This window comes from Thermocrispum municipale DSM 44069 (assembly GCF_000427825.1).
In the GTDB taxonomy this organism is placed as follows: domain Bacteria; phylum Actinomycetota; class Actinomycetes; order Mycobacteriales; family Pseudonocardiaceae; genus Thermocrispum; species Thermocrispum municipale.
In genome coordinates this window covers 122325-142239 of sequence record NZ_ATYT01000005.1, presented here as the reverse complement: position 1 = coordinate 142239, position 19915 = coordinate 122325, and the positions used below count along the sequence as shown (strand labels likewise).

Genomic DNA, 19915 nt, shown 5'->3' with positions numbered 1-19915 from the left:
CGGGCGACGCGAGCGCGTCGAACGCGCCGAACCCCGTGGAGTCCGGCGATCGTCACGCTTGGCCCGGGTCATGATGCGTCAGTTGTTCGGAGTGAAACGGGGGAAGGCCAGGTCACCGGCGTAGCGTGCCGCGTCGGCGAGGTTCTCCTCGATGCGCAGCAGCTGGTTGTACTTCGCGGTCCGCTCACCGCGGGCCGGAGCACCGGTCTTGATCTGGCCGACGCCGGTGGCCACCGCCAGGTCGGCGATCGTGGTGTCCTCCGTCTCGCCGGAGCGGTGGCTCATCATCGACTTGTAACCGTAGGACGTGGCCAGCGCGATGGCGTCCAGCGTCTCCGACAGCGTGCCGATCTGGTTGACCTTCACCAGCAGCGCGTTGGCGGCACGCCGGGCGATGCCGTCCTCCAGCCGGTCCAGGTTGGTGACGAACAGGTCGTCGCCGACCAGCTGGACCCGGGAACCGATCCGCGCGGTCAGCTCCACCCAGCCGTCCCAGTCGTCCTCGGCAAGCGGGTCCTCGATCGACACCAGCGGGTAGGCGTCCAGCAGTTCCTCGTAGTAGGCACCCAGCTCGGACGCGCTGCGCTTGTTGCCCTCGAACTGGTAGGAGCCGTCGGCGAAGAACTCGGTGGCCGCGACGTCCAGCGCCAGCGCCACGTCGCTGCCCGGGGTGAAGCCTGCCTTCTTGATCGACTCGACGATCAGGTCCAGCGCGGCCCGGTTGTTCGGCAGGCTCGGCGCGAACCCGCCCTCGTCCCCGAGGCCGGTGCTCAGGCCCTTGGACTTCAACACCGACTTCAGCGCGTGGTAGACCTCCGCGCCCCAGCGCAGCGCCTCCCGGAACGTCTCGGCCCCGATCGGGGCGATCATGAATTCCTGAACGTCCACGTCGGTGTCGGCGTGGGCACCGCCGTTGAGGATGTTCAGCATCGGCACCGGCAGCACGTGCGCGTTCGGGCCGCCCAGGTAGCGGAACAGCTCCAGGTCCGCCGAGTCCGCGGCCGCCTTGGCCACCGCGAGCGAGACACCCAGGATGGCGTTGGCGCCCAGCCGCGACTTGTCCGGCGTGCCGTCCAGGTCGACCAGCTTCTGATCGACGATGCGCTGGTCGACCGCCTCGATGCCGACCAGTTCCGGCGCGATCTCGTCCAGCACGGCGGCGACGGCCTTCTCGACGCCCTTGCCGTTGTAGCGCTGCGGATCGGCGTCGCGGAGTTCGACCGCCTCGTGCTCCCCCGTCGATGCGCCGGACGGAACCGCGGCCCTGGCCAGCGTCCCGTCGTCCAGCGCCACCTCCACCTCGACCGTAGGGTTGCCACGCGAGTCGAGAATCTCCCGCGCACCTACCTGATCGATGACCGCCACGCCTCACTCCTCGCTACGTGCTCACGGTGAACGGCGTACCTGCTGATACGCACTCTCACGACTGACGTCTCGAAGCGTAGCCGCCGTGCGCTGTCACCCGTTGGAGGCATGCGGTAGCTCACGTCATCTGTGCCCGTCCGGACAGGGGTCGCCGACCGGAGGCTGCGCTGGGTTCCGGCATCGCGGGCGGTCACCGAGCGGCGGCTGCGCGGGCTCTCGCGTCGCGGACCGGGCGAGCCGGCGGTGCAGGCACACCAAGCGCGCCGGTCACCGACCGGGTGCTGCGCGCAGGATCACGAGGCGGTCCGACCCCGAGCGGCGGCTGCCCAGGCTCCTCGCGTCACGGACCGGGCGAGCCGGCGGCGCAGGCACCACGCGCGCCGCTCACCGACCGACAGCTGCACAGAATCACGAAGCGGGCCGACCCCGAGCGGCCGGCAGTACGGACCGACGCGTGGCGACCAGCGTCACCGACCGGCGGCGGCGCTGGCTTTCGCGTAGCGCTTGGTCGCCACGAACACATGCTGGGCGAACGTGGTGGAGCCGCCGTGCGCGGCGACCGCCGACCACCAGTGCCGCGCTTTGCGCATGTCCCCGCCGCGGGCGCAGAGGGCACGGGCGGTCGTCACCGCTGCGTCGTCGATCTGCTGCGGATCCGGGCGTTGGCCGTCCCGCGAGGCACGGAACCGGTGCGCCTTCCACTTCGCCAGCGACAGGTGCAGGGGGCCGACCCGGTCGTTCTTGCCCACCACCGGTTTGACCAGCTCGCCGTCCTTGTCGATCTCACCGCCGTGCTTGCTGGCCACCTGGGCGATGCCGGCCAGGGTCGACCAGGTCAGCCTGCACTTGGGCGCGTCCGAGCGCATCCACATCTCGGCCAAGCCGTACGCCCGGACCGCGCGGGCCGGGATGCCGGTCAACCCGCCGACCTCCTTCGCCCAGGCCGCCAGTTCCTTTTCGTCCGAGGCGTTCGGACGGTCGACCGGAGCCGGAACGCCGCGCGGCGGTGCGGCCGCATTGGGCGCGGGGAGCGCTGAGGCGTGCGCGGCCTTCGGTTCGTCGCCTTCCGCGGCGGGGCGGTTGACGCCGATGGTCAGGATCAACGTCAGGCCGGTCGCGATGATCAGCCCGGCAACTGCCAGGCGCATGACGGGCGGCCGAAGCCGCGGCAGGACAGCAGACCGTGGCGGTTCGCTCACTCGATCAGGTTATCCCGTCTCACCCGGGCGTCCGGGCATGTCGGACGCCGTGTCTGTCTCGTTCTTGTCGTCGGCCGGCCAGTATCGCCGCCAGCCCTGCGCGCCCATGGCCAGCGGGTCCACGCCGTCGGCCCGCGCGGCCTGCTCGGCTTCACGCACCGCCGCGGCGAATCGCTTCGCCGCCGCGCGCAGTTCGCCCTCCGGCTCGCGGCCGTCGCGCATCACCTGCGCTGCCTGGTCGAACAATGCGGCGCCCGGGCCGTCGCCTGCCAGCAGGTCGGCGGGGAACTCGGCACGCAGGACCCGCTCGACGATCTTGCCCGCGAGGGCGGCCGCGGGTTGCCCCATCGCCACCCCGTCGAGTGTGGACGTGCGTGCTTTCTGCTTCTGCTTGAGGCGGTGCCAGTTCTGCTCCTGGGCTTCCGCCGAGGGCACGGCCGCAGCTTCGCCGAAGATCTGCGGATGACGGCTGACCATCTTGTCGACCAGTTCCGCGGCGACGTCGTCGATGTCGAACGCGTCATCCGGGTGCTCGGCAGCGATCCGCGCGTGGAAGAGCACCTGGAGCAGCACGTCGCCGAGCTCCTCGCGCAGCGCTGCCCGGTCGTCGGTCTCGATCGCCTCGAGCAGCTCGTAGGTCTCCTCGAGCAGGTAGCGGCGCAGCGACTCGTGCGTCTGCTCCGCGTCCCACGGACAGCCACCCGGCGAGCGCAGCCGGTCCATCACCGCGACCGCTCGCGCGAGCGCGGACGGTTCGATCACCGTGGCACCGGCCGCGACGAGTGCCGCTGCGGCCCGGTCGGACCGGTCGGCGGCGAGCAGCACGACGGATTTGAGCCCGGCCACCTGCACCAGCTCGGTGTCGTCGGGCGCGGGCTCGGCGCCGGGGACGGTCAGCTCCACGCCCGGCGCGAGGTAGACGACGTCGGCTGCGCGCACGGCACCGAGTGCCTCAGCGGGAACACCTGCTGAAGTGACGATCACGACCACCGGGCTCGTCGCCGACCCCGGCACCGCTGCGGTCACTGCCGTTCGACTCCGTCCGTCGAGAAGAGGTGGCTCTGCGCGTCCTCCTCGTTCTCCAGGATTGCCATGCCGGCCTCGTCCCACACGCCGTAGCGCGGGTTGATCGTCACCCCGAGCTGCTCGGCTGCGGGCCGCAGCATCTGCAGGCCGATCTGGCTCAGCGCACCTTCCGGATAGTTGCGGCCGGACGAAGCCCCGGACTCGGACCGCTCCTCGACCAGCGCGACCATCCACAACGCGCCGTTCTGCGGGTTCGGCTGCATCACCACGACGGTGCCCGGCTCGACCGCGAACAGCGGGGTCTGCATCAACACCTCTTGCTCGCTGCCGATGAGTTCGGACAGCACAAGTTCCTTGGGCAGCTCCTGGTCGCCCTGCGCAGCCAGTTCCGCCGCACGGTCCGGGTTGGCGGCCATCTCCTTGCCGAGGTCGACCGCCCGCTGGCGGGCCGTCGCGCCCGGCTCTTCGTTCGCGATCAACGCTCCGGAGACCCGCACGGACAGCTTGTCGGCGTAGTGCCTGCCGATCTCACGCAGCAGCAGCAGGTCCTGGATACGCTCGCGCACCCGGTCCGGCGAGGTCAGCACCCGGGTCGCGGCCTTGGTCTCCCCACCGAGCTCGTCGAGCAGGTCTTGCACCTCTTCCGGGTCAGCACGCAGATCGAGCCGGTCGGCGGTCGCCGCGATCAGCTCGTGCTGAACACGCGCGGTGAGCGACTGCACCGAGATCCTGCCGAGCGCGTCCTGTTCCCTGAGCTGCTCGGCGTCCGGGACGTTGTCGAGCAACCAGCGGAACTCACGCTGGAGCGAATCCACCGAGATCTCGGTGTCGCCCACGACGGCGGCGGCTCCTGGTCGGCTGGGCCCGGTGTCGCACGCGACGAGGGCCAGCACTCCCGTGACGGCAAGCAGCGCGAGCCAGCTACGGCGGATGATGTGCCTCACAGCGCTGTACCTTCTCACAGCCGCACCGGCCGATGGGAAGCACCCGTTCGTCTGCACCCACCGCGGTCGATCATGCACTTTCCGTGGTCGTCGAATCGGTCATCCGGTGCGCGAGCGGACAGCGCCGGGGTCAGCGGGCCCGACGCCTCGCCGGTCACTCCGTGAGCGACTGCACCAGCTTCACGCACCACTGCAACAGCTCGTCGTCCCGCAGCGGCGGCGCCCCGATGCGACCACCCGCAGGCCCTTCTGTCGGCCGCGGCACGGACACCGTGCTGGTCGCGGCCTTGAAGATCGCTTTCGGGTACAGCCGCTTGAGCCGCACCTGCTGCGAGTCGGCCAGCTTCAGCGGGGCGAACCGGATGTTGTTGCCCTGCAGCGAGACCTCGGTGACCCCCGCGGCCCGGCACACCTGCTTCAACCCGGCGATCTTCAGCAGGCGCTCGACCGGTGCGGGCGGGGAGCCGTAGCGGTCGGTCAGCTCGTCGCGGACCTCGTCGATCGCCGCGACGCCGTCCTGCTGGCTGGCGGCGGCGATCTTGCGGTAGGCCTCCAGGCGCAGTCGCTCGCCGGAGACGTAGTCGTGCGGAATGTGCGCGTCCACCGGCAGGTCCACCCGGACCTCGACCGGCTCCTCCTCGGCGGGCTCCGCACCGGCCGAACGCCGGAACGCATCCACCGCCTCGCCGACCAGCCGCACGTAGAGGTCGAAGCCGACACCCGCGATGTGTCCGGACTGCTCGGCGCCCAGGATGTTGCCCGCGCCGCGGATCTCCAGGTCCTTCATCGCCACTGCCATGCCCGCGCCCAGCTCGGTGTTCTGCGCGATGGTGGCCAGCCGCTCGTGCGCGGTCTCGGTCAGCGGCGCCTCGGTCGGGTACAGGAAGTAGGCGTAGCCACGCTCGCGGCGGCGCCCGACCCGGCCGCGCAGCTGGTGCAGCTGGGCAAGGCCGAGCAGATCCGCCCGCTCCACGATGAGCGTGTTCGCTCCCGCGATGTCCAGACCCGTCTCGACGATCGTGGTGCACACCAGCACGTCGAACTCGTGCCGCCAGAAGCCCTCGATGATCTTCTCCAGGCGGTCCTCGTTCATCTGGCCGTGCGCGACCGCGATGCGGGCCTCCGGCACCAGCTCGCCGAGTCGCTTGGCCGCCTTCTCGATGCTGCGCACCCGGTTGTGCACGTAGAAGACCTGGCCGTCGCGCAGCAGCTCACGCCGGATGGCCGCGGCGACCTGCTTGTCGTCGTAGCCGCCGACGTAGGTCAGCACCGGGTGCCGCTCCTCCGGCGGGGTCAGGATGGTGGACATCTCGCGGATGCCCGCCAGCGACATCTCCAGCGTGCGCGGGATCGGCGTGGCCGACATGGTCAGCACGTCCACGTGCGTGCGCATCGCCTTGATGTGTTCCTTGTGCTCGACGCCGAACCGCTGCTCCTCGTCCACGATGACCAGGCCGAGGTCCTTGTACCGGACCCCGGTCTGCAGCAGCCGGTGCGTGCCGATGACGATGTCCACCTCACCCTCGGCAAGGCCGGTCAGGATCGACTCGACCTCGGTCTCGGGGGTGAAGCGGGACAGTCCCTTGATGGTGACCGGGAACGCGCTCATGCGTTCGCTGAACGTGGCCAGGTGCTGCTGAGCCAGCAGCGTCGTCGGCACCAGCACCGCGACCTGCTTGCCGTCCTGCACCGCTTTGAACGCCGCCCGCACCGCGATCTCGGTCTTGCCGTAGCCGACGTCGCCGCAGATCACCCGGTCCATCGGTACGCCGCGCTGCATGTCGGCCTTGACCTCGTCGATGGCCGCCAGCTGGTCCGGGGTCTCGGTGAACGGGAAGGCGTCCTCCAGCTCGCGCTGCCACGGGGTGTCCGGCCCGAACGCGTGTCCCGGCGACGCTTGCCGAGCGGCGTACAGCTGGATGAGCTCGGCGGCGATCTCCCGCACCGCCTTACGCGCCCGCGCCTTGGTGTTCTTCCAGTCCGAGCCGCCCAGCTTGTTCAGCGTCGGCAGCTCACCGCCGACGTAGCGGGAGACCGCGTCCAGCTGATCGGTCGGGACGTACAGCCGGTCACCGGGATGCCCGCGCTTGGAGCTGGCGTACTCCAACACGAGGTACTCACGGGTGGCACCGGCGACCTTGCGCTGCACCATCTCCACGTAGCGGCCGATGCCGTGCTGTTCGTGCACCACGTAGTCGCCCGGCTTGAGCGCCAGCGGGTCGACCGCGTTGCGCCTGCGGGACGGCATCTTGACGCTTGCTGCCTGGGCGTCGACCGCCCCGCGACCGGTGATGTCCGACTCGCTGAGGACGGCCAGCGCAGCGGAGGGCAGCGAGAACCCTTCGGTGATCGTGCCGCGGGTGACCGTCACGACGCCCGCGGGCGGGACGTCGTCGAGGCTCTCGGCGAGCGCGGCCGGAACCTCCTCGGCGGACAGCTGCTCGACGGCCCGCGCCGCAGTACCCGCACCCGCGACGACCAGCACCGCTGCCCCGCCGGACGCGGTCTGCGCGCGCAAGTCCTTGGCCGCCTGGGGAAAGTCACCGCGGTATCCGGGCGCAGGCTGCACGCCGGTGTCCAGCACGTCCTCGACGTCGGTGGTCAGCTGGCTGAGCGTCCACCAGCAGCGGCCGGTCTCCTTCGCGTGCCGCTCGATCTCGGCCAGCTCGCGGTACGCCGAGGCGCCGAGGTCGATCGGAGCCTGTCCTCCGGCCGCAGCGCTGGACCACGAGGCCTCCAGGAACTCCTGACCGGTGCGGACCAGATCGTGCGCGCGGGCCACGATGCGTTCGGGGTCGGCCAGCACCACGTGCGTCCCGTCCGGGAACGCGTCGGTGAGCAGCTCCAGGTCACCGTGCAGCAGCACCGGGATGAGCGACTCCATGCCCTCGACCGGGATGCCCTGCGACAGCTTCTCCAGCATCTCACTGAGCGCCGCGTTCGACTCGTGCTCACTCTGCAGCGCCGCCGCACGCGCCCGCACCTCGGGCGTCAGCAACAGCTCCCGGCACGGCGCGGCGACCACGCGCTCGACCGGCTCGGGCAACGAGCGCTGGTCGGCGACCGAGAACATGCGGATCTCGGAAACCTCGTCGCCCCAGAACTCCACGCGGTACGGGTGCGGCGCGGTGGGCGGGAAGACGTCCAGGATGCCGCCGCGCACGGCGAACTCGCCGCGCTTCTCCACCATGTCCACGCGGGTGTAGGCCAGCTCGAGCAGGCGTGTGGTCAGCTCGTCGAACTCGTGCTCGCCGCCCGGGGCCAGTTCGACCGGCTCCAGCTCGGCCAAGCCGGGCGCCATCGGCTGGATCAGGCTGCGCACGCCGGCGACGACCACGCGCAGCGGCCCGTCGACGCCGGGATGCTTCAGCCTGCGCAGCACCTGCAACCGGGTGCCGATGGTGTCCGCACGCGGCGACAACCGCTCGTGCGGCAACGTCTCCCAGGACGGGAAGGCCGCCACCTGGTCCGGACCCAGCAGGTCGGCCAGTGCCGACGACAGCACGTCGACCTCCCGACCGGTCGGCACGACCGCCAGCACCGGCCGCTCGGCACCACCGGCCGCCTTGTCCGCGGCCAGCGCCGCCACGACCAGTTGCCGCGCGGCGGCGGGCCCCTGGAGCGCAAGCTCAGCCGCCCCGGCGCGGTCGACGACAGCACTCAAGCCGGGGGTGGACAAGGCGGCGGACAACAAGCCGGAAAGCACGAGTAAACAGGGTACGGCGCAGCACCGACGACCCCGGCTGCGGGCGCGTTCCGCCCCTTTTGACAGACTCGCCGTCATGAAACGCTTCCGCGTGACTGCAGCCGTACTCGCCAGCTTGTCCGTGCTGCTGACCAGCTGTTCGGAAGACGCATCCGGCAACGAACCGCCGCCCGGCGCGATCAAGGGTGACCAGCGCTCGCACTCGCAGGGCAAGATCAAGGTCACCGAGGTGGCCGAGGGGCTGAAGGTCGGCTGGGACATCGGCTTCCTGCCCAGCGGCAACGTGCTGGTGCCGCAGCGGCCGGGGAAGCTGTCGGTCATCTCGCCCAAGAAGAAGGGCCAGAAGATCACCGACATCACCGACCCGAAGCAGACCACGGTCACCGACGTCAAGATCGACCTGCCCAAGCCGTACGTGAAGGCCGAGGGTGGTCTGCTCGGCATGGTGCTGCACCCGGACTTCGAGAAGTCCCGCAAGTTCACGCTGTGCCAGACCACGGCGACCCCGGACGGCAAGCCGAACGACATCCGGCTGATCACCTGGAAGCTGTCGAAGGACGAGAAGTCCGCGACCAAGGTCAAGGACCTGATCACCGGGCTGCCGCTCGGCCCGACCGGTCAGCACGTCGGCTGCCGCCCGACCGAGGGCCCGGACGGCGAGCTGCTGATCGGCACCGGTGACGGCTGGCACCTGAACACCGCCCAGGACAAGAACAACCTCGGCGGCAAGGTGCTGCGCGTGGACTGGGACACCGGCAAGGCGCTGCCGGACAATCCGTGGGTCGCCGACGGCTCGGCCAAGACCGAGGAAGCCAAGCGCGTGATCAGCTACGGCCACCGCAACGTCCAGGGCGTCGCGGTGCGGCCGGGCACCAAGGAGATCTGGACCTCCGAGCACGGCACGATCCGGGACGACGAGATCAACCTGATCCAGCCGGGCAAGAACTACGGCTGGGACCCGTCGCACGGTGGCGAGAAGACCGACCAGAGCCAGTACGCCAAGTTCGAGGTCGAGGCTCCGATGACCGACAAGGAGCTGTTCCCGGACGCGGTGGACGCGAAGTGGGCCACCGGCGAGCCGACCGAGGCGCTGTGCGCGGCGATCTTCCTCGAGGGCAAGCAGTGGGGTGAGCTGGAAGGCAAGCTGGCGGTCACGTCGCTGAAGGGCTCGAAGCTGTTCCTGATGACCGTCGAGGGCGAAGGCACCGACAGCAAGATCACCGCGGTCGACGTGCCGAAGGAGCTCGACTGGACCTACAAGCGGCTGCGCGCCGCGCGGATCGGCCCGGACGGTGCGTTGTACCTGACCACCGCGGGTGGCGAGAACGACTACCTGCTGCGGGTCGAGCCGGCGAAGTAACACGTTTCACGCGCCAGCGCGGGCATGATGGTCGATGTGACCAGATTCGTGCCCGCGCTGGTGTTTTCCACGCTCGCCGCGCTGCTGGCGGCCTGTACGAGCGCGCCGGTGCAGCAGCAGCGCGTTCCTGCGCCCGAGGGCGCGGAGCCGACCGGCCTGCGGGTGCAGCGGGTCGCTGCCGGGTTCGAACATCCGTGGGACATCGGATTCCTGCCCGGCGGTGAGCTGCTGGTCACCGAACGGCCGGCCAGGCTGACGCTGTTGTCCGGCGGTGAGCCGGGAGCGAAGCGCACGGAGATCAAAGCCGACCTCGGCGACGTCTACGTCAGCGGTGAGGGCGGCCTGATGGGTCTGGTCGTCTCACCGGATTTCGCCAAGACGCGCGAGTTCACCGTGTGCCACGCCTACCAGGAAGGCGGCGCGCCGGTCGATGTTCGCGTGGTGACGTGGAAACTGTCCGAGGACGGCACGTCCGCGGAGAAGGTGCGCACACTGGTCACCGGGATCCCGCTCAACGACAGCGGCAGACACTCGGGCTGCCGGCTGGAGTACGGGCCCGACGGCGAGTTGCTCATCGGCACCGGTGATGCGGCGCAGGGTGCGAATCCGCAGGACAAGAAGGGCCTGGGCGGCAAGGTGCTGCGGGTCGACCCGAAGACCGGCGAAGGGTTGCCGGACAATCCGTTCGCGAACAGCTCGAACACCAACACGCGCAGGCTCGCCAGCTACGGCCACCGGAACGTCCAGGGTGTGGCGCTGCGGCCGGGAACCGACCAGGTGTTCACCGCCGAACACGGACCGGACGTCGACGACGAGGTGAACCGGCTGGAGCTGGGCGGCAACTACGGCTGGGATCCGTCCCGGGGCGGGACCGTCGACGGCTACGACGAGGGCGTGTCGATGACCGACACCGAACGCTTCCCCGACGCTGTCCGTCCACTGTGGACCACCGGTGATCAGACCGAGGCACTGTGCGGGGCGGAGTTCCTGGCCGGCGAGCAGTGGGGTGAGCTCGAGGGCCTGCTCGCCGTCACCGCACTGAAAGCACAGAAGATGTTCCTGCTACGGCTCGACGAAAAGGGCGAGCAGGTCGAAGAGGTGACCGTGCCCGAGGAGCTGGACGGCCAGTACGGCAGGCTCCGCGCGGCACGACTCGGGCCGGACGCGGCGCTGTATCTGAGCACGGACGACGGCGAGGACGACGAGATCCTGCGGGTGACCGCTGACTAGTTGACGGGTTGCCCGAGGGCAGCTCGAGCAGCGCTCTGCTCTCCGGCGTCTTCGGCAGGCGTGGCGGTGCGGCGTCGGATGCCCCTCGCCGAGCGGCCTGCGGTTGCGCAGACCGCCAGGGCGCCGACGACGAGCACGGCAGCCCCGGTCAGTGCCGCCGCGGCGAAGCCCCCTGATGTCGTGGCGCCGGCGATCTGCGGTCCTATACTCGTGCCGATGAACAGTGCCGCGGTGTAGAGGGCGGTCGCCGCGCCGATGGCATCGGGTGCCGCTGCGTGGATCAACTCGACCAGGTTCGGTGCAGCGACGGCGATCCCGGCGACGTAGAGCAGCAGCGCCAGCGCGAGCAGGACCACGTCGTCGCCGACAAGGCCCGCAGCGGCCGCGCCGAGCGTTGCCAGCCCCAGGGCAAACACCGCCTTGGTACGAGCACTGAACCGAGCGGCCACACCGGTCAGCAAGGGCGCAACGACGACCGCGGGCAGCGAGCTGGCCCGGAGCACGAGGAGCGCCGTCGGGTCGTCCGCCACGGCGGGCGGGCCCGCGATCTCGATCGCGGTGTAGAGGATGACCAAGCTCCCCAACAGCGTGCTCGCCGCTGCATAGAACGCGAGCAGCCGTGGACGGGCCAACAGCCGCGGCAAGCTGATCAACGCCGTCCTCATGGTGTTCGCCCGCTCGGCGGTGTCGGCACGCAAGCCGACCAGGACGGCGACGAACAGCAGCAGCATGACCGCCGAGGAAGCGAAGAAGATCGCACGCCAGCCCGCCGGAGCCAGGGCCTGGGCTGCGACCTGCATCAGCACGGCCGCAGCCAGTCCGCCGCTGCTCATCGCGCCGAGCGCGACCGGGCGTCGACGCGTGTCGGCGTGCTCGGCGACGTAAGCCATCGCGGTAGGGCCGACCGCGGCCACCGTCACGCCCTGCAAACAGCGGAACGCCACGGCCGCGGGCAGACTCTGGGCGAAAGTCACGAGCAGTGTCGACAGCGCGGCGCACAGCAGGCCGGCAAGGATCACCCTGCGCGGCCCGTACCGGTCCGCGGCCGGGCCTGCGAAGAGGAAACCGACCGCGAAGCTGAGGCTGAACCCGGTCGACAACCATGCCGTGGACGACGCCGCGATCCCCCAGTCGCGAGCCATGGCGGGCATCAGCGGGATGACGGTGTAGGTCTGGCCGACGCCGACGACAGAGGTCGCGAGAAGGATCGGCAGCATCCGCCCGAGGTGAACCCATCGCTGCGTTTGACGTCGAGGCGAGGACACGACCTTCACCATGCCAACCAACTAGTTGGATGTCAACTACCTGGTTGGTTGGTTGCTACGCTGCGGGGCATGGCCACAACGAAGTCGCCCAGCACCCGGGAGCGCCTCCTGGCCGCGGCGCGCGACGAGTTCGCCACGCACGGCATCGCCGGAGCGCGGGTGGACCGGATCGCGGCGGCCGCCGGAGCGAACAAGGAGCGGATCTACGCGAACTTCGGCAGCAAAGAGGCCCTGTTCCAAATCGTGGTCACGCAAGCGATGGCCGAGCACGCCGACGGGATCGGGCTGCCCGAGGGCGACCTCGCCGAATACGTCGGACGGCTGTACGACTTTCACCGTCGGCGCCCGGTCCTGCTCAGGCTCATGCTGTGGGAGGCCCTGCACTACGGCGACCGCCCGTTCGACGGCGGCGCCCGCCAACCGAACTACCGCAAGAAGGTCGAGGCACTGGCCAAGGCGCTCGGCAGGCCGGCGGACCACCACACGGCAGCCAAGCTGATGACGCTCATCGGACTTGCCTGCTGGCCACACGCCATGCCCCAGCTCGCCCGTTTCCTCCTGGAGGGCGAAAGCCCCGAGGAACGCCACCGGCTCATGCGTGCCCAGGTGGTCGAGTTCGCCCGCCGGACGTTGTCCGCCGACGAACCCGAGTCGGCGCGATCGCCGCGTTGAGCTGCTGCACGGTCATCCTCAGACCGCCGTCGCCGCGCCCGCGCCGGGGACTAATCGTTGAGCTGCAGCTTGGGTTTGTGCTCGAGCTGGGACAGCCCGTTCCACGCGAGGTTGACCAGATGCGCGGCGACCTCGTTGCGCTTGGGCTTGCGCGCGTCCAGCCACCATTGCCCGGTCAGGGCGACCATGCCGACCAACGCCTGCGCGTACAGCGGCGCCAGCTTGCGGTCGTACCCGCGGGCGGAGAACTGCTGGCCGAGGATGTGCTCGACCTGACTGGCGATGTCGTTGAGCAGCGTGGAGAACGTGCCCGTCGAAGTCACCACCGGCGAATCCCGCACCAGGATGCGGAAGCCACCTTCCGATTGTTCGACGTAAGTCAGCAGCGCGATCGCCGCCTGCTCCAACATCGTGCGGGGGTGGTCGGCGTGCAAGCTGGCGACCATCTGGTCGAGCAGCGTCTGCGTTTCCCGGTCGACCACGACGGCGTAGATGCCTTCCTTGCCGCCGAAGTGCTCGTACACCACCGGCTTGGAGACATCCGCGCGCTGCGCGATCTCCTCCACCGACGTGCCGTCGAAGCCCTTCTCGGCGAACAGCGCCTTCGCCACGTCCAGCAGCTGTTGCCGCCGCTCGGACCCGGTCATCCGCACACGAGGTGCCGGAGCCGCCGGGGTCTGCCCTTTGGATCCGCTCGTCCGCTTCGACCGCCGCGCCATGGCTGCAGGCTATCGACCCGGCGGGAAGCCGAGCCGATCAGGCCTTCGCCGCCAGGCGCGCCAGCCGTTGTTCGGTCGGCCAGCGCACGTCGTAGGCCCAGCCGAACTTCTCGAACAGCCAGATCATCCGCGCCGAGATGTCGATCTGCCCACGCTTGACGCCGTGCCGCGCGGACGTCGGGTCGGCGTGGTGCAGGTTGTGCCAGGACTCGCCGAGCGACAGGATCGCCAGCGGCCAGAAGTTCGCCGACTTGTCCCGCGCCTTGAACGGCCGCTCGCCGATCATGTGGCACACCGAGTTGATCGACCACGTGACGTGGTGCAGCACGCAGATACGCACCAGCCCGGCCCAGAAGAACGCGGTCAGCGCACCCCACCAGGACCAGGTGATCAGGCCGCCGAGCACGGCGGGCACCGCCAGGCTGAGCAAAGTCCACAGCCAGAACTTCTTGTCCACCCAGACCAGCAGCTTGTCCTTGACCAGATCGGGCGCGAACCGGTCGATGTTGGTGACGTTGCGGTCGAACAACCACCCCATGTGCGCATGCCAGAACCCCTTGGCGATGGCCAGCGGGGTCTCGCCGTACGCCCACGGCGAGTGCGGGTCGCCCTCCCGGTCGGAATAGGCGTGATGCCGCCGATGGTCGGCCACCCAGGTCAACGGCGGCCCCTGCAGCGCGGTGCTGCCCGCGATCGCCAGCAAGGCACGCAACCACGGCTTGGCCTTGAACGACCCGTGGGTCAGATGGCGGTGGTATCCGACGGTGATCCCGGCGGCGCCGAAGAAGTAGAAAGCCACGAACAGACCGACGTCCACCCAGGTCAGACCCCAGCCCCAGGCCAGCGGCACGGCGGCGATGAGCGCCAGCATGGGCGCCAGCACGCCGACGTAGACGGCCACTTGCACTTTGACCGGACGCCTGCCGGAAATGATCGGCTTCGACCCTTTCTTGGGGGTGTCGGTTGTCGTGGGCTCGGCGTTGGTCTCGCCGGCAGTAACCGTCATGAGCCCGCTCCTGTTTCCTGCTACCTACGGTTCCGTAGGTTACGGTACCCGAAGAATCCGCCGGGCAAACAGCTTCGCGTCATGCGACCCACATCGGCGACCACGGTGTGCGTGTTGCGGCAAGGCGGTGCCGTATGGTGCGGCCCGCGTCAACAGGTGCTGCGACAACCGTGCACAATGGTCGACAGGAGGGGTCGACGAGCGATCCCCTACCGATCCGCCGTGGTGTAATGGGCAGCACTTCAGATTTTGGTTCTGACGGTTCAGGTTCGAGTCCTGGCGGCGGAGCTTCCCTGCGCGTGAGCAGTCCCGATTCCCCTCCGCGGCGGCGACCGCCTGGCGTGTCGGGTATGTCCGACGCCTGGCTGCTGGGCCGGGCTCGCGAATTGCGCGCCTCGGTGCAGACCAGCGAGCGCGCCGAGCAGCTACGCATCATCGACGAGTTGGACATGCTGCTGGCCGAAGCCAAGCGGCGTGGCCACGCGCTGATGATCGCAGACCTGCTGCGCAGTGCCGCGATGGCGCGGTTGGCCACCCGTGGCCGGTGTGCGACGTCCGAGCCACTGCTGGACGAACTGCTCGCGCACACCCGGCGCAACGGCATGCCGATCCAGCGCGCGGGCGCGCACGCGCTGCAAGCCCGCAGGCTGATCCTGGCCGGCAAGCAGGACGCCGCGCTGACCGAGATCGCCAGGGCGCTGGCGATCCTGGACGACCCGCCGGACGAGGAGTCGCACGGCGACGCCCGCGCCAGCGAGCGGGCACTGGTCCGCGCGTTGATCGACTGCTGGCAGGTACTGAGCGAGCTGAGTCTGTACGAGACCGCGGAGGAAGTCTCCGTCAGGGCACACGAGGCGCTGATCCAAAGCGCCAGCCCGCACGAGATCACCATCCAGCTGCTCAACTTCATCGAGATGCTGCTGTCCTGGGGGCTGCGGCTGGAGCGGGTGCGCAAGAACGACCTGGCCAGGCAGAAATTCAGCATGGCGGCCGCGGTGGCCCGCGAGGTCGAGGGACCGTTCACCGACTCGCTGTTCCGTAAGCGCGACCAGCCCGCGATCGAGCAGGTCGGCCTGGTCGCGGCCGCGGTGGCCTTGGCCGAGCCGGATCAGCAGCACGTGACGCGGTTGCGCAGGCTGCTCGCCCAGCCCTCGTCCGGTCAGGAAACCGTGTTGGTGGCCATCGCCCTGGCCCGCTGCCTGGAAGCCGACCGGCTGAGCAACGACGCGTTGGAGGTCCTCATCGGCGCGCGGGAGGAAGCCCGCGCCATGAACGCCCCGACGTCGACGCAGCTGAACATCGACCGGGAACTGGCGCGCATCGAGACCGCCGGACGGGTCGCCCCAACCGTGGCCGGCTACGTGCAGACGCTGGAAGCCGAACTGTGGGCGCTGCGCGAGTCGCAAGCGGCCGCGTTGGAGACCCGGCGCAAGCACGAACGTCTTTCCGCCCAGCACGGCGCCATCGCCAAGCAGGCGTTGCAGGACCCGCTCACCGGGCTGCCGAACCGCCGCGCGCTGGACGAACGGCTGCGGCAACTGTCCACCGACGCCTCCGCCCAGCCACTCGCCGTCGCGCTGGTCGACCTCGACGGCTTCAAGGGCGTCAACGACAAGAAGTCCCACCAGGAAGGCGACGACGTGCTGCGGGTCATCGCCAGCACGTTGCGCGACGCCCTGCGTGGCGGGGACTTCGTGGCCCGCTACGGCGGGGACGAGTTCGTCGTGCTGCTGCCCGGCGCGCCGGCGTCCGCCGCAGCGAACGCCATGAACCGGTGCCGTGCCGCGGTGGCCGACCTGCCTGGCCACTTGTCACACGGCGTGACGCTGTCCATCGGGCTGGTGTCCATGGCGCCGACCGAACACGTCGACGCGGTGCTGGCCCGCGCGGACGCCGCCATGTACCAGGCCAAGCGCAACGGCGGCAATCAAGTCGCGTCGGCGATGCAGGATGGCGCGGAAGCGGTCAGCTGACCGCGGCAGTGACTGCGGCCACGACAGTTGCCGTCGCAACGGCGTGCGGCAGCGAGGATGGCCTGGTAGAGACGAACTGCACACCGCCTGGGTCCAGTCGGAACGCCCGAGCCCCGTAGGATCGGCTGTCGCGACGAGCCCGCCACGAATCGCACTGGGAGAACCGTGACCTCCAGCCTCACCACGTTGATCCTCGCCGCAGGCGAGGGCACACGGATGCGTTCGAGCACCCCGAAGGTGTTACACCCGATCGCCGGACGGCCCTTGGTGGAGCACGCCGTGCGCGCCGCCGCCGGGTTGAAACCGGAGCATCTCGTGGTCGTCGTCGGCCACGGGCGGGAAGCCGTGACGGCGCACCTGGCGACGGTGTCCGAAGCACTCGGGATGACCGTCGGCACAGCGGTGCAGGAAGAGCAGAACGGCACCGGGCACGCGGTGCAGTGCGCACTGGACGCGCTGCCGCAGGAGTTGTCCGGCACCGTGCTGGTCAGCTACGGCGACGTGCCGCTGCTGGACACCGAGACACTGGCCGCGCTGCTGTCGCAGCACGAGTCGACCGGCTCCGCGGTCACCATCCTCACGGCCGAGGTGGACGACCCCACCGGGTACGGCCGCGTGCTGCGGGACGACGACGGCAGCGTGCGGTCGATCGTCGAGCACAAGGACGCCACCGAGGAGCAGCTGGCGGTCCGGGAGATCAACTCGGGTGTGTACGCGTTCGACGCCCAGGTGCTCGCCGACGGCCTGCGCAGGCTGTCGACCGACAACGCGCAAGGCGAGCTGTACCTGACCGACATCGTCGCGATCGCCCGCTCGGACGGACGCCAGGTCTCGGCGATGGTGGTCGAGGACACGTGGCTGACCGAGGGCGTCAACGACCGGGTCCAGCTGGCCGCGCTCGGCGCCGAGCTCAACCGGCGCATCGTGCAGCGCTGGCAGCGCGCGGGTGTGACCATCGTCGACCCGGCGACGACGTGGCTGGACGCGGACGTCGAGCTGGGGCAGGACGTGGTGATCGAGCCCAATGTGCAGCTCAAGGCGGGCACCACGGTCGGCGCGGGCGCGATCATCGGCCCGGACACCACGCTGAGCCGCGTCGAGGTCGGCCCGGGAGCGTCCGTGGTGCGCACGCACGGATCGGACTCGGTGATCGGCGCGGGCGCGACCGTCGGCCCGTTCACCTACCTGCGGCCCGGCACCAAGCTCGGCACCAAAGGCAAGCTCGGTGCGTTCGTGGAGGCCAAGAACGCCGAGATCGGCACCGGGACCAAGGTGCCGCACCTGACCTACGTCGGCGACGCCACCATCGGCGAGTACAGCAACATCGGCTGCGGCACGGTGTTCGTCAACTACGACGGCGTGAACAAGCACCGCACGACGATCGGTTCGCACGTGCGCACCGGGGCGGACAATCAGTTCGTGGCCCCGGTGACGATCGGCGACGGCGCGTACAGCGGCGCGGGCACGGTCATCCGCCGGGACGTCCCACCGGGCGCCCTGGCCATCTCCGGCGCGCCGCAGCGCAACCTGGAAGGCTGGGTGTTCGCCAAGCGGCCGGGGACCCCGGCCGCCGAGGCAGCCGAGGCCGCCCTCGCTCAACAGCAGTCCGAAAGCGGCGACGAGCCCGAGAACGGAGAGGCATCATGAGCTCCAAGTCCGGCACCCCGAAGAAGAACATGATGCTCTTCGCCGGTCGGTCCCACCCTGAGCTGGCGGAGGAGGTGGCCAAGCACCTCAACGTGGCGATCACGCCGCAGGTGGCGCGCACGTTCGCCAACGGCGAGATCTACGTGCGCTACGAGGAGTCGGTGCGCGGCGTCGACGCGTTCGTCATCCAGAGCTTCCCGCCGCCGATCAACGAGTGGCTCATGGAGCAGTTGATCATGGTGGACGCGCTCAAGCGCGGCAGCGCCAAGCGGATCACCGTGGTCATGCCGTTCTACCCGTACGGCAGGCAGGACAAGAAGCACAAGGGCCGGGAACCGATCTCGGCGCGGCTGATCGCCGACCTGCTCAAGACGGCCGGCGCGGACCGCATCCTGACCGTCGACCTGCACACCGCCCAGATCCAGGGCTTCTTCGACGGCCCGGTCGACCACATGTTCGCGCAGAACGTGCTGATCAAGCACCTGCAGGAGCAGTACGAGTCCGACGTCACGGTGGTCTCCCCGGACACCGGCCGGGTGCGGCTGGCCGAGAAGTGGGCACAGCAGCTGGGTGACCGGCCGATCGCGTTCATCCACAAGACGCGCGACCCGGACCGGCCGAACGAGGCCATCTCCAAGCGGGTGGTCGGCAAGGTCAAGGGCCGCACGTGCGTGATCATCGACGACATGATCGACACCGGTGGCACGGTCGCGGGCGCGGTGCAGGCGCTCAAGGACGAAGGCGCCAAGGAGGTCATCGTGGCGGCCACCCACGGGGTGCTGTCGCCGCCCGCTTCCGAGCGGCTGGCCAATTGCGGCGCGACCGAGGTGATCTTCACCAACACGCTGCCGATCCCGGAGGAGAAGCGGTTCCCGAACATGACGGTGCTGTCCATCGCGCCGCTGTTGGCCACCGCCATCCAGGAAGTCTTCGAGGACGGCTCGGTGACCAGCCTGTTCGACGGCAACGCCTAGCCCGACCCGGCGGCCGGCGCGGCTGAGCCGGTCCGTAGACTGAACTGGTTGCCCCGGCGAGGCGGGTTTCGACCCCGCGTGATCGACGTGGCGGAGCAGGCTTCCTGCCGCGCGCACGCGCGCTCCTCCCCGGGCCCACGAGCACACAGCGAAGTCCGAGTGTCGAGGAGCGAACGACGTGTCCGACGAGATCAAGCTGACAGTTGAGCAGCGCAGCGAGTTCGGTAAGGGTGCCGCGCGGCGGACCCGCAAGGCAGGCAAGATCCCCGCGGTGCTCTACGGCCACGGCACCGACCCGAAGCACCTGGCGCTGCCCGCCATCGAGTTCGCCCGGGTGATCCGTGACCACGGGTACAACTCCGTGCTGACGCTGGACATCGACGGCGACAAGCCGCAGCTGGCGCTCACCAAGAACATCGCCGTGCACCCGCTGAAGAACTACATCGAGCACGTCGACCTGCTGGTCGTCAAGAAGGGCGAGCGGGTCTCGGTCGACGTTCCGGTGATCGTCTCCGGCGACCCGGCCCCCGGCACGCTGGTGCTGCAGGAGGTCGACAACATCACCATCGAGGTCGACGCGCTGAACATCCCCGAGGAACTGCACGTCAGCATCGAGGACGCCGAGGCCGGCACCACCATCACCGCGGCCGACATCGAGCTGCCGAAGGGTGCCACCCTGGTCACCGAGGGCGAGTCGGTCCTCGTCGCGGTGAACGAGGCCCCGACCGCCGAGGCCATGGAGGAAGGCCTGGACACCGAGGCCGCCGAGGAGCCCAAGGAAGCCGCGGGCGAGGCCGCGGAAGAGGCCTCCGAGTAGTCCGCTTGAGAA

15 protein-coding genes and 1 tRNA gene are annotated in these 19915 nt (G+C 69.7%); 8 read left to right on the top strand and 8 right to left on the bottom strand.

Translation table 11 applies throughout. From position 1 onward, the window contains the following. Nucleotides 1–78: 78 nt before the first annotated feature. From eno to mfd, 5 genes are all read right to left on the bottom strand, one after another. Nucleotides 79–1365, bottom strand: coding sequence for a phosphopyruvate hydratase (eno, locus tag YWM_RS0105890; protein ID WP_028849932.1), 1287 nt, complete (start codon nucleotides 1363–1365; stop codon nucleotides 79–81). A gap of 467 nt (nucleotides 1366–1832) precedes the next feature. Further along, complete coding sequence (locus tag YWM_RS0105885) at nucleotides 1833–2564, bottom strand: murein transglycosylase (RefSeq protein WP_156914668.1); 732 nt, start codon at nucleotides 2562–2564, stop codon at nucleotides 1833–1835. A gap of 9 nt (nucleotides 2565–2573) precedes the next feature. Next, on the bottom strand, nucleotides 2574–3590 hold the full coding sequence (locus YWM_RS22405; RefSeq protein WP_084612207.1) for a nucleoside triphosphate pyrophosphohydrolase: 1017 nt from the start codon (nucleotides 3588–3590) through the stop codon (nucleotides 2574–2576). After that, a complete protein-coding gene (locus tag YWM_RS0105875; protein ID WP_043659851.1) occupies nucleotides 3587–4534 on the bottom strand; it encodes a SurA N-terminal domain-containing protein in 948 nt (315 codons plus the stop codon). The genes YWM_RS22405 and YWM_RS0105875 overlap by 4 nt, the downstream gene beginning before the upstream one ends. Before the next feature lie 154 nt (nucleotides 4535–4688). Next, nucleotides 4689–8240, bottom strand: coding sequence for a transcription-repair coupling factor (gene mfd / locus YWM_RS0105870; RefSeq protein WP_028849929.1), 3552 nt, complete (start codon nucleotides 8238–8240; stop codon nucleotides 4689–4691). A 76-nt stretch (nucleotides 8241–8316) separates the two neighbouring features. Between mfd and YWM_RS0105865 the strand changes: the two genes are divergently transcribed. Together YWM_RS0105865 and YWM_RS0105860 are read left to right on the top strand one after the other, a co-directional pair. Then, the gene (locus YWM_RS0105865; RefSeq protein WP_043659848.1) at nucleotides 8317–9600 is read left to right on the top strand and encodes a PQQ-dependent sugar dehydrogenase; all 1284 of its coding nucleotides are present in this window, start codon (nucleotides 8317–8319) and stop codon (nucleotides 9598–9600) included. A gap of 27 nt (nucleotides 9601–9627) precedes the next feature. Beyond that, nucleotides 9628–10830, top strand: a complete 1203-nt coding sequence (locus tag YWM_RS0105860; protein WP_043659976.1) for a PQQ-dependent sugar dehydrogenase — start codon at nucleotides 9628–9630, stop codon at nucleotides 10828–10830. On the opposite strand, the gene YWM_RS22400 is transcribed toward YWM_RS0105860, so the two are convergent. Further along, the gene (locus tag YWM_RS22400; RefSeq protein WP_052344602.1) at nucleotides 10827–12047 is read right to left on the bottom strand and encodes an MFS transporter; all 1221 of its coding nucleotides are present in this window, start codon (nucleotides 12045–12047) and stop codon (nucleotides 10827–10829) included. The genes YWM_RS0105860 and YWM_RS22400 overlap by 4 nt on opposite strands. A gap of 117 nt (nucleotides 12048–12164) precedes the next feature. Between YWM_RS22400 and YWM_RS0105850 the strand changes: the two genes are divergently transcribed. Next, nucleotides 12165–12767 (top strand): TetR/AcrR family transcriptional regulator, encoded by a 603-nt coding sequence (locus YWM_RS0105850; RefSeq protein ID WP_043659846.1) that lies wholly within the window; start codon nucleotides 12165–12167, stop codon nucleotides 12765–12767. 50 nt (nucleotides 12768–12817) lie between these two features. Here the strand turns inward: YWM_RS0105850 and YWM_RS0105845 are convergent, their stop codons facing one another. After that, complete coding sequence (locus YWM_RS0105845) at nucleotides 12818–13414, bottom strand: TetR/AcrR family transcriptional regulator (RefSeq protein ID WP_028849925.1); 597 nt, start codon at nucleotides 13412–13414, stop codon at nucleotides 12818–12820. Nucleotides 13415–13523: 109 nt separating this feature from the next. Further along, entirely contained in the window at nucleotides 13524–14492 is a 969-nt protein-coding gene (locus YWM_RS0105840) for an acyl-CoA desaturase (protein WP_028849924.1), read from the bottom strand. A 216-nt stretch (nucleotides 14493–14708) separates the two neighbouring features. On the opposite strand from YWM_RS0105840, the gene YWM_RS0105835 reads away from it, so the two are divergent. From YWM_RS0105835 to YWM_RS0105815, 5 genes are all read left to right on the top strand, one after another. Further along, nucleotides 14709–14780, top strand: a tRNA-Gln gene (locus tag YWM_RS0105835). A 62-nt stretch (nucleotides 14781–14842) separates the two neighbouring features. Next, nucleotides 14843–16465, top strand: a complete 1623-nt coding sequence (locus YWM_RS22395; RefSeq protein WP_052344601.1) for a GGDEF domain-containing protein — start codon at nucleotides 14843–14845, stop codon at nucleotides 16463–16465. Between the two features lie 165 nt (nucleotides 16466–16630). After that, on the top strand, nucleotides 16631–18112 hold the full coding sequence (glmU, locus tag YWM_RS0105825; protein WP_028849923.1) for a bifunctional UDP-N-acetylglucosamine diphosphorylase/glucosamine-1-phosphate N-acetyltransferase GlmU: 1482 nt from the start codon (nucleotides 16631–16633) through the stop codon (nucleotides 18110–18112). Further along, complete coding sequence (locus YWM_RS0105820) at nucleotides 18109–19086, top strand: ribose-phosphate diphosphokinase (protein WP_028849922.1); 978 nt, start codon at nucleotides 18109–18111, stop codon at nucleotides 19084–19086. Before glmU ends, YWM_RS0105820 begins: the two co-directional genes overlap by 4 nt. A 178-nt stretch (nucleotides 19087–19264) precedes the next feature. Continuing rightward, on the top strand, nucleotides 19265–19903 hold the full coding sequence (locus YWM_RS0105815) for a 50S ribosomal protein L25/general stress protein Ctc (protein ID WP_028849921.1): 639 nt from the start codon (nucleotides 19265–19267) through the stop codon (nucleotides 19901–19903). Nucleotides 19904–19915 lie beyond the last annotated feature (12 nt).

What these genes read in the sequence shown, in the direction of transcription:
- YWM_RS0105865 (WP_043659848.1), top strand. Translation starts at nt 8,317, where the DNA reads ATGAAACGCTTCCGCGTGACTGCAGCCGTACTCGCCAGCTTGTCCGTG.
- YWM_RS0105860 (WP_043659976.1), top strand. Translation starts at nt 9,628, where the DNA reads ATGGTCGATGTGACCAGATTCGTGCCCGCGCTGGTGTTTTCCACGCTC.
- YWM_RS22400 (WP_052344602.1), bottom strand. Translation starts at nt 12,047, where the DNA reads ATGCTGCCGATCCTTCTCGCGACCTCTGTCGTCGGCGTCGGCCAGACC.
- YWM_RS0105850 (WP_043659846.1), top strand. Translation starts at nt 12,165, where the DNA reads ATGGCCACAACGAAGTCGCCCAGCACCCGGGAGCGCCTCCTGGCCGCG.
- YWM_RS0105845 (WP_028849925.1), bottom strand. Translation starts at nt 13,414, where the DNA reads ATGACCGGGTCCGAGCGGCGGCAACAGCTGCTGGACGTGGCGAAGGCG.
- YWM_RS0105840 (WP_028849924.1), bottom strand. Translation starts at nt 14,492, where the DNA reads ATGACGGTTACTGCCGGCGAGACCAACGCCGAGCCCACGACAACCGAC.
- YWM_RS22395 (WP_052344601.1), top strand. Translation starts at nt 14,843, where the DNA reads ATGTCCGACGCCTGGCTGCTGGGCCGGGCTCGCGAATTGCGCGCCTCG.
- YWM_RS0105820 (WP_028849922.1), top strand. Translation starts at nt 18,109, where the DNA reads ATGAGCTCCAAGTCCGGCACCCCGAAGAAGAACATGATGCTCTTCGCC.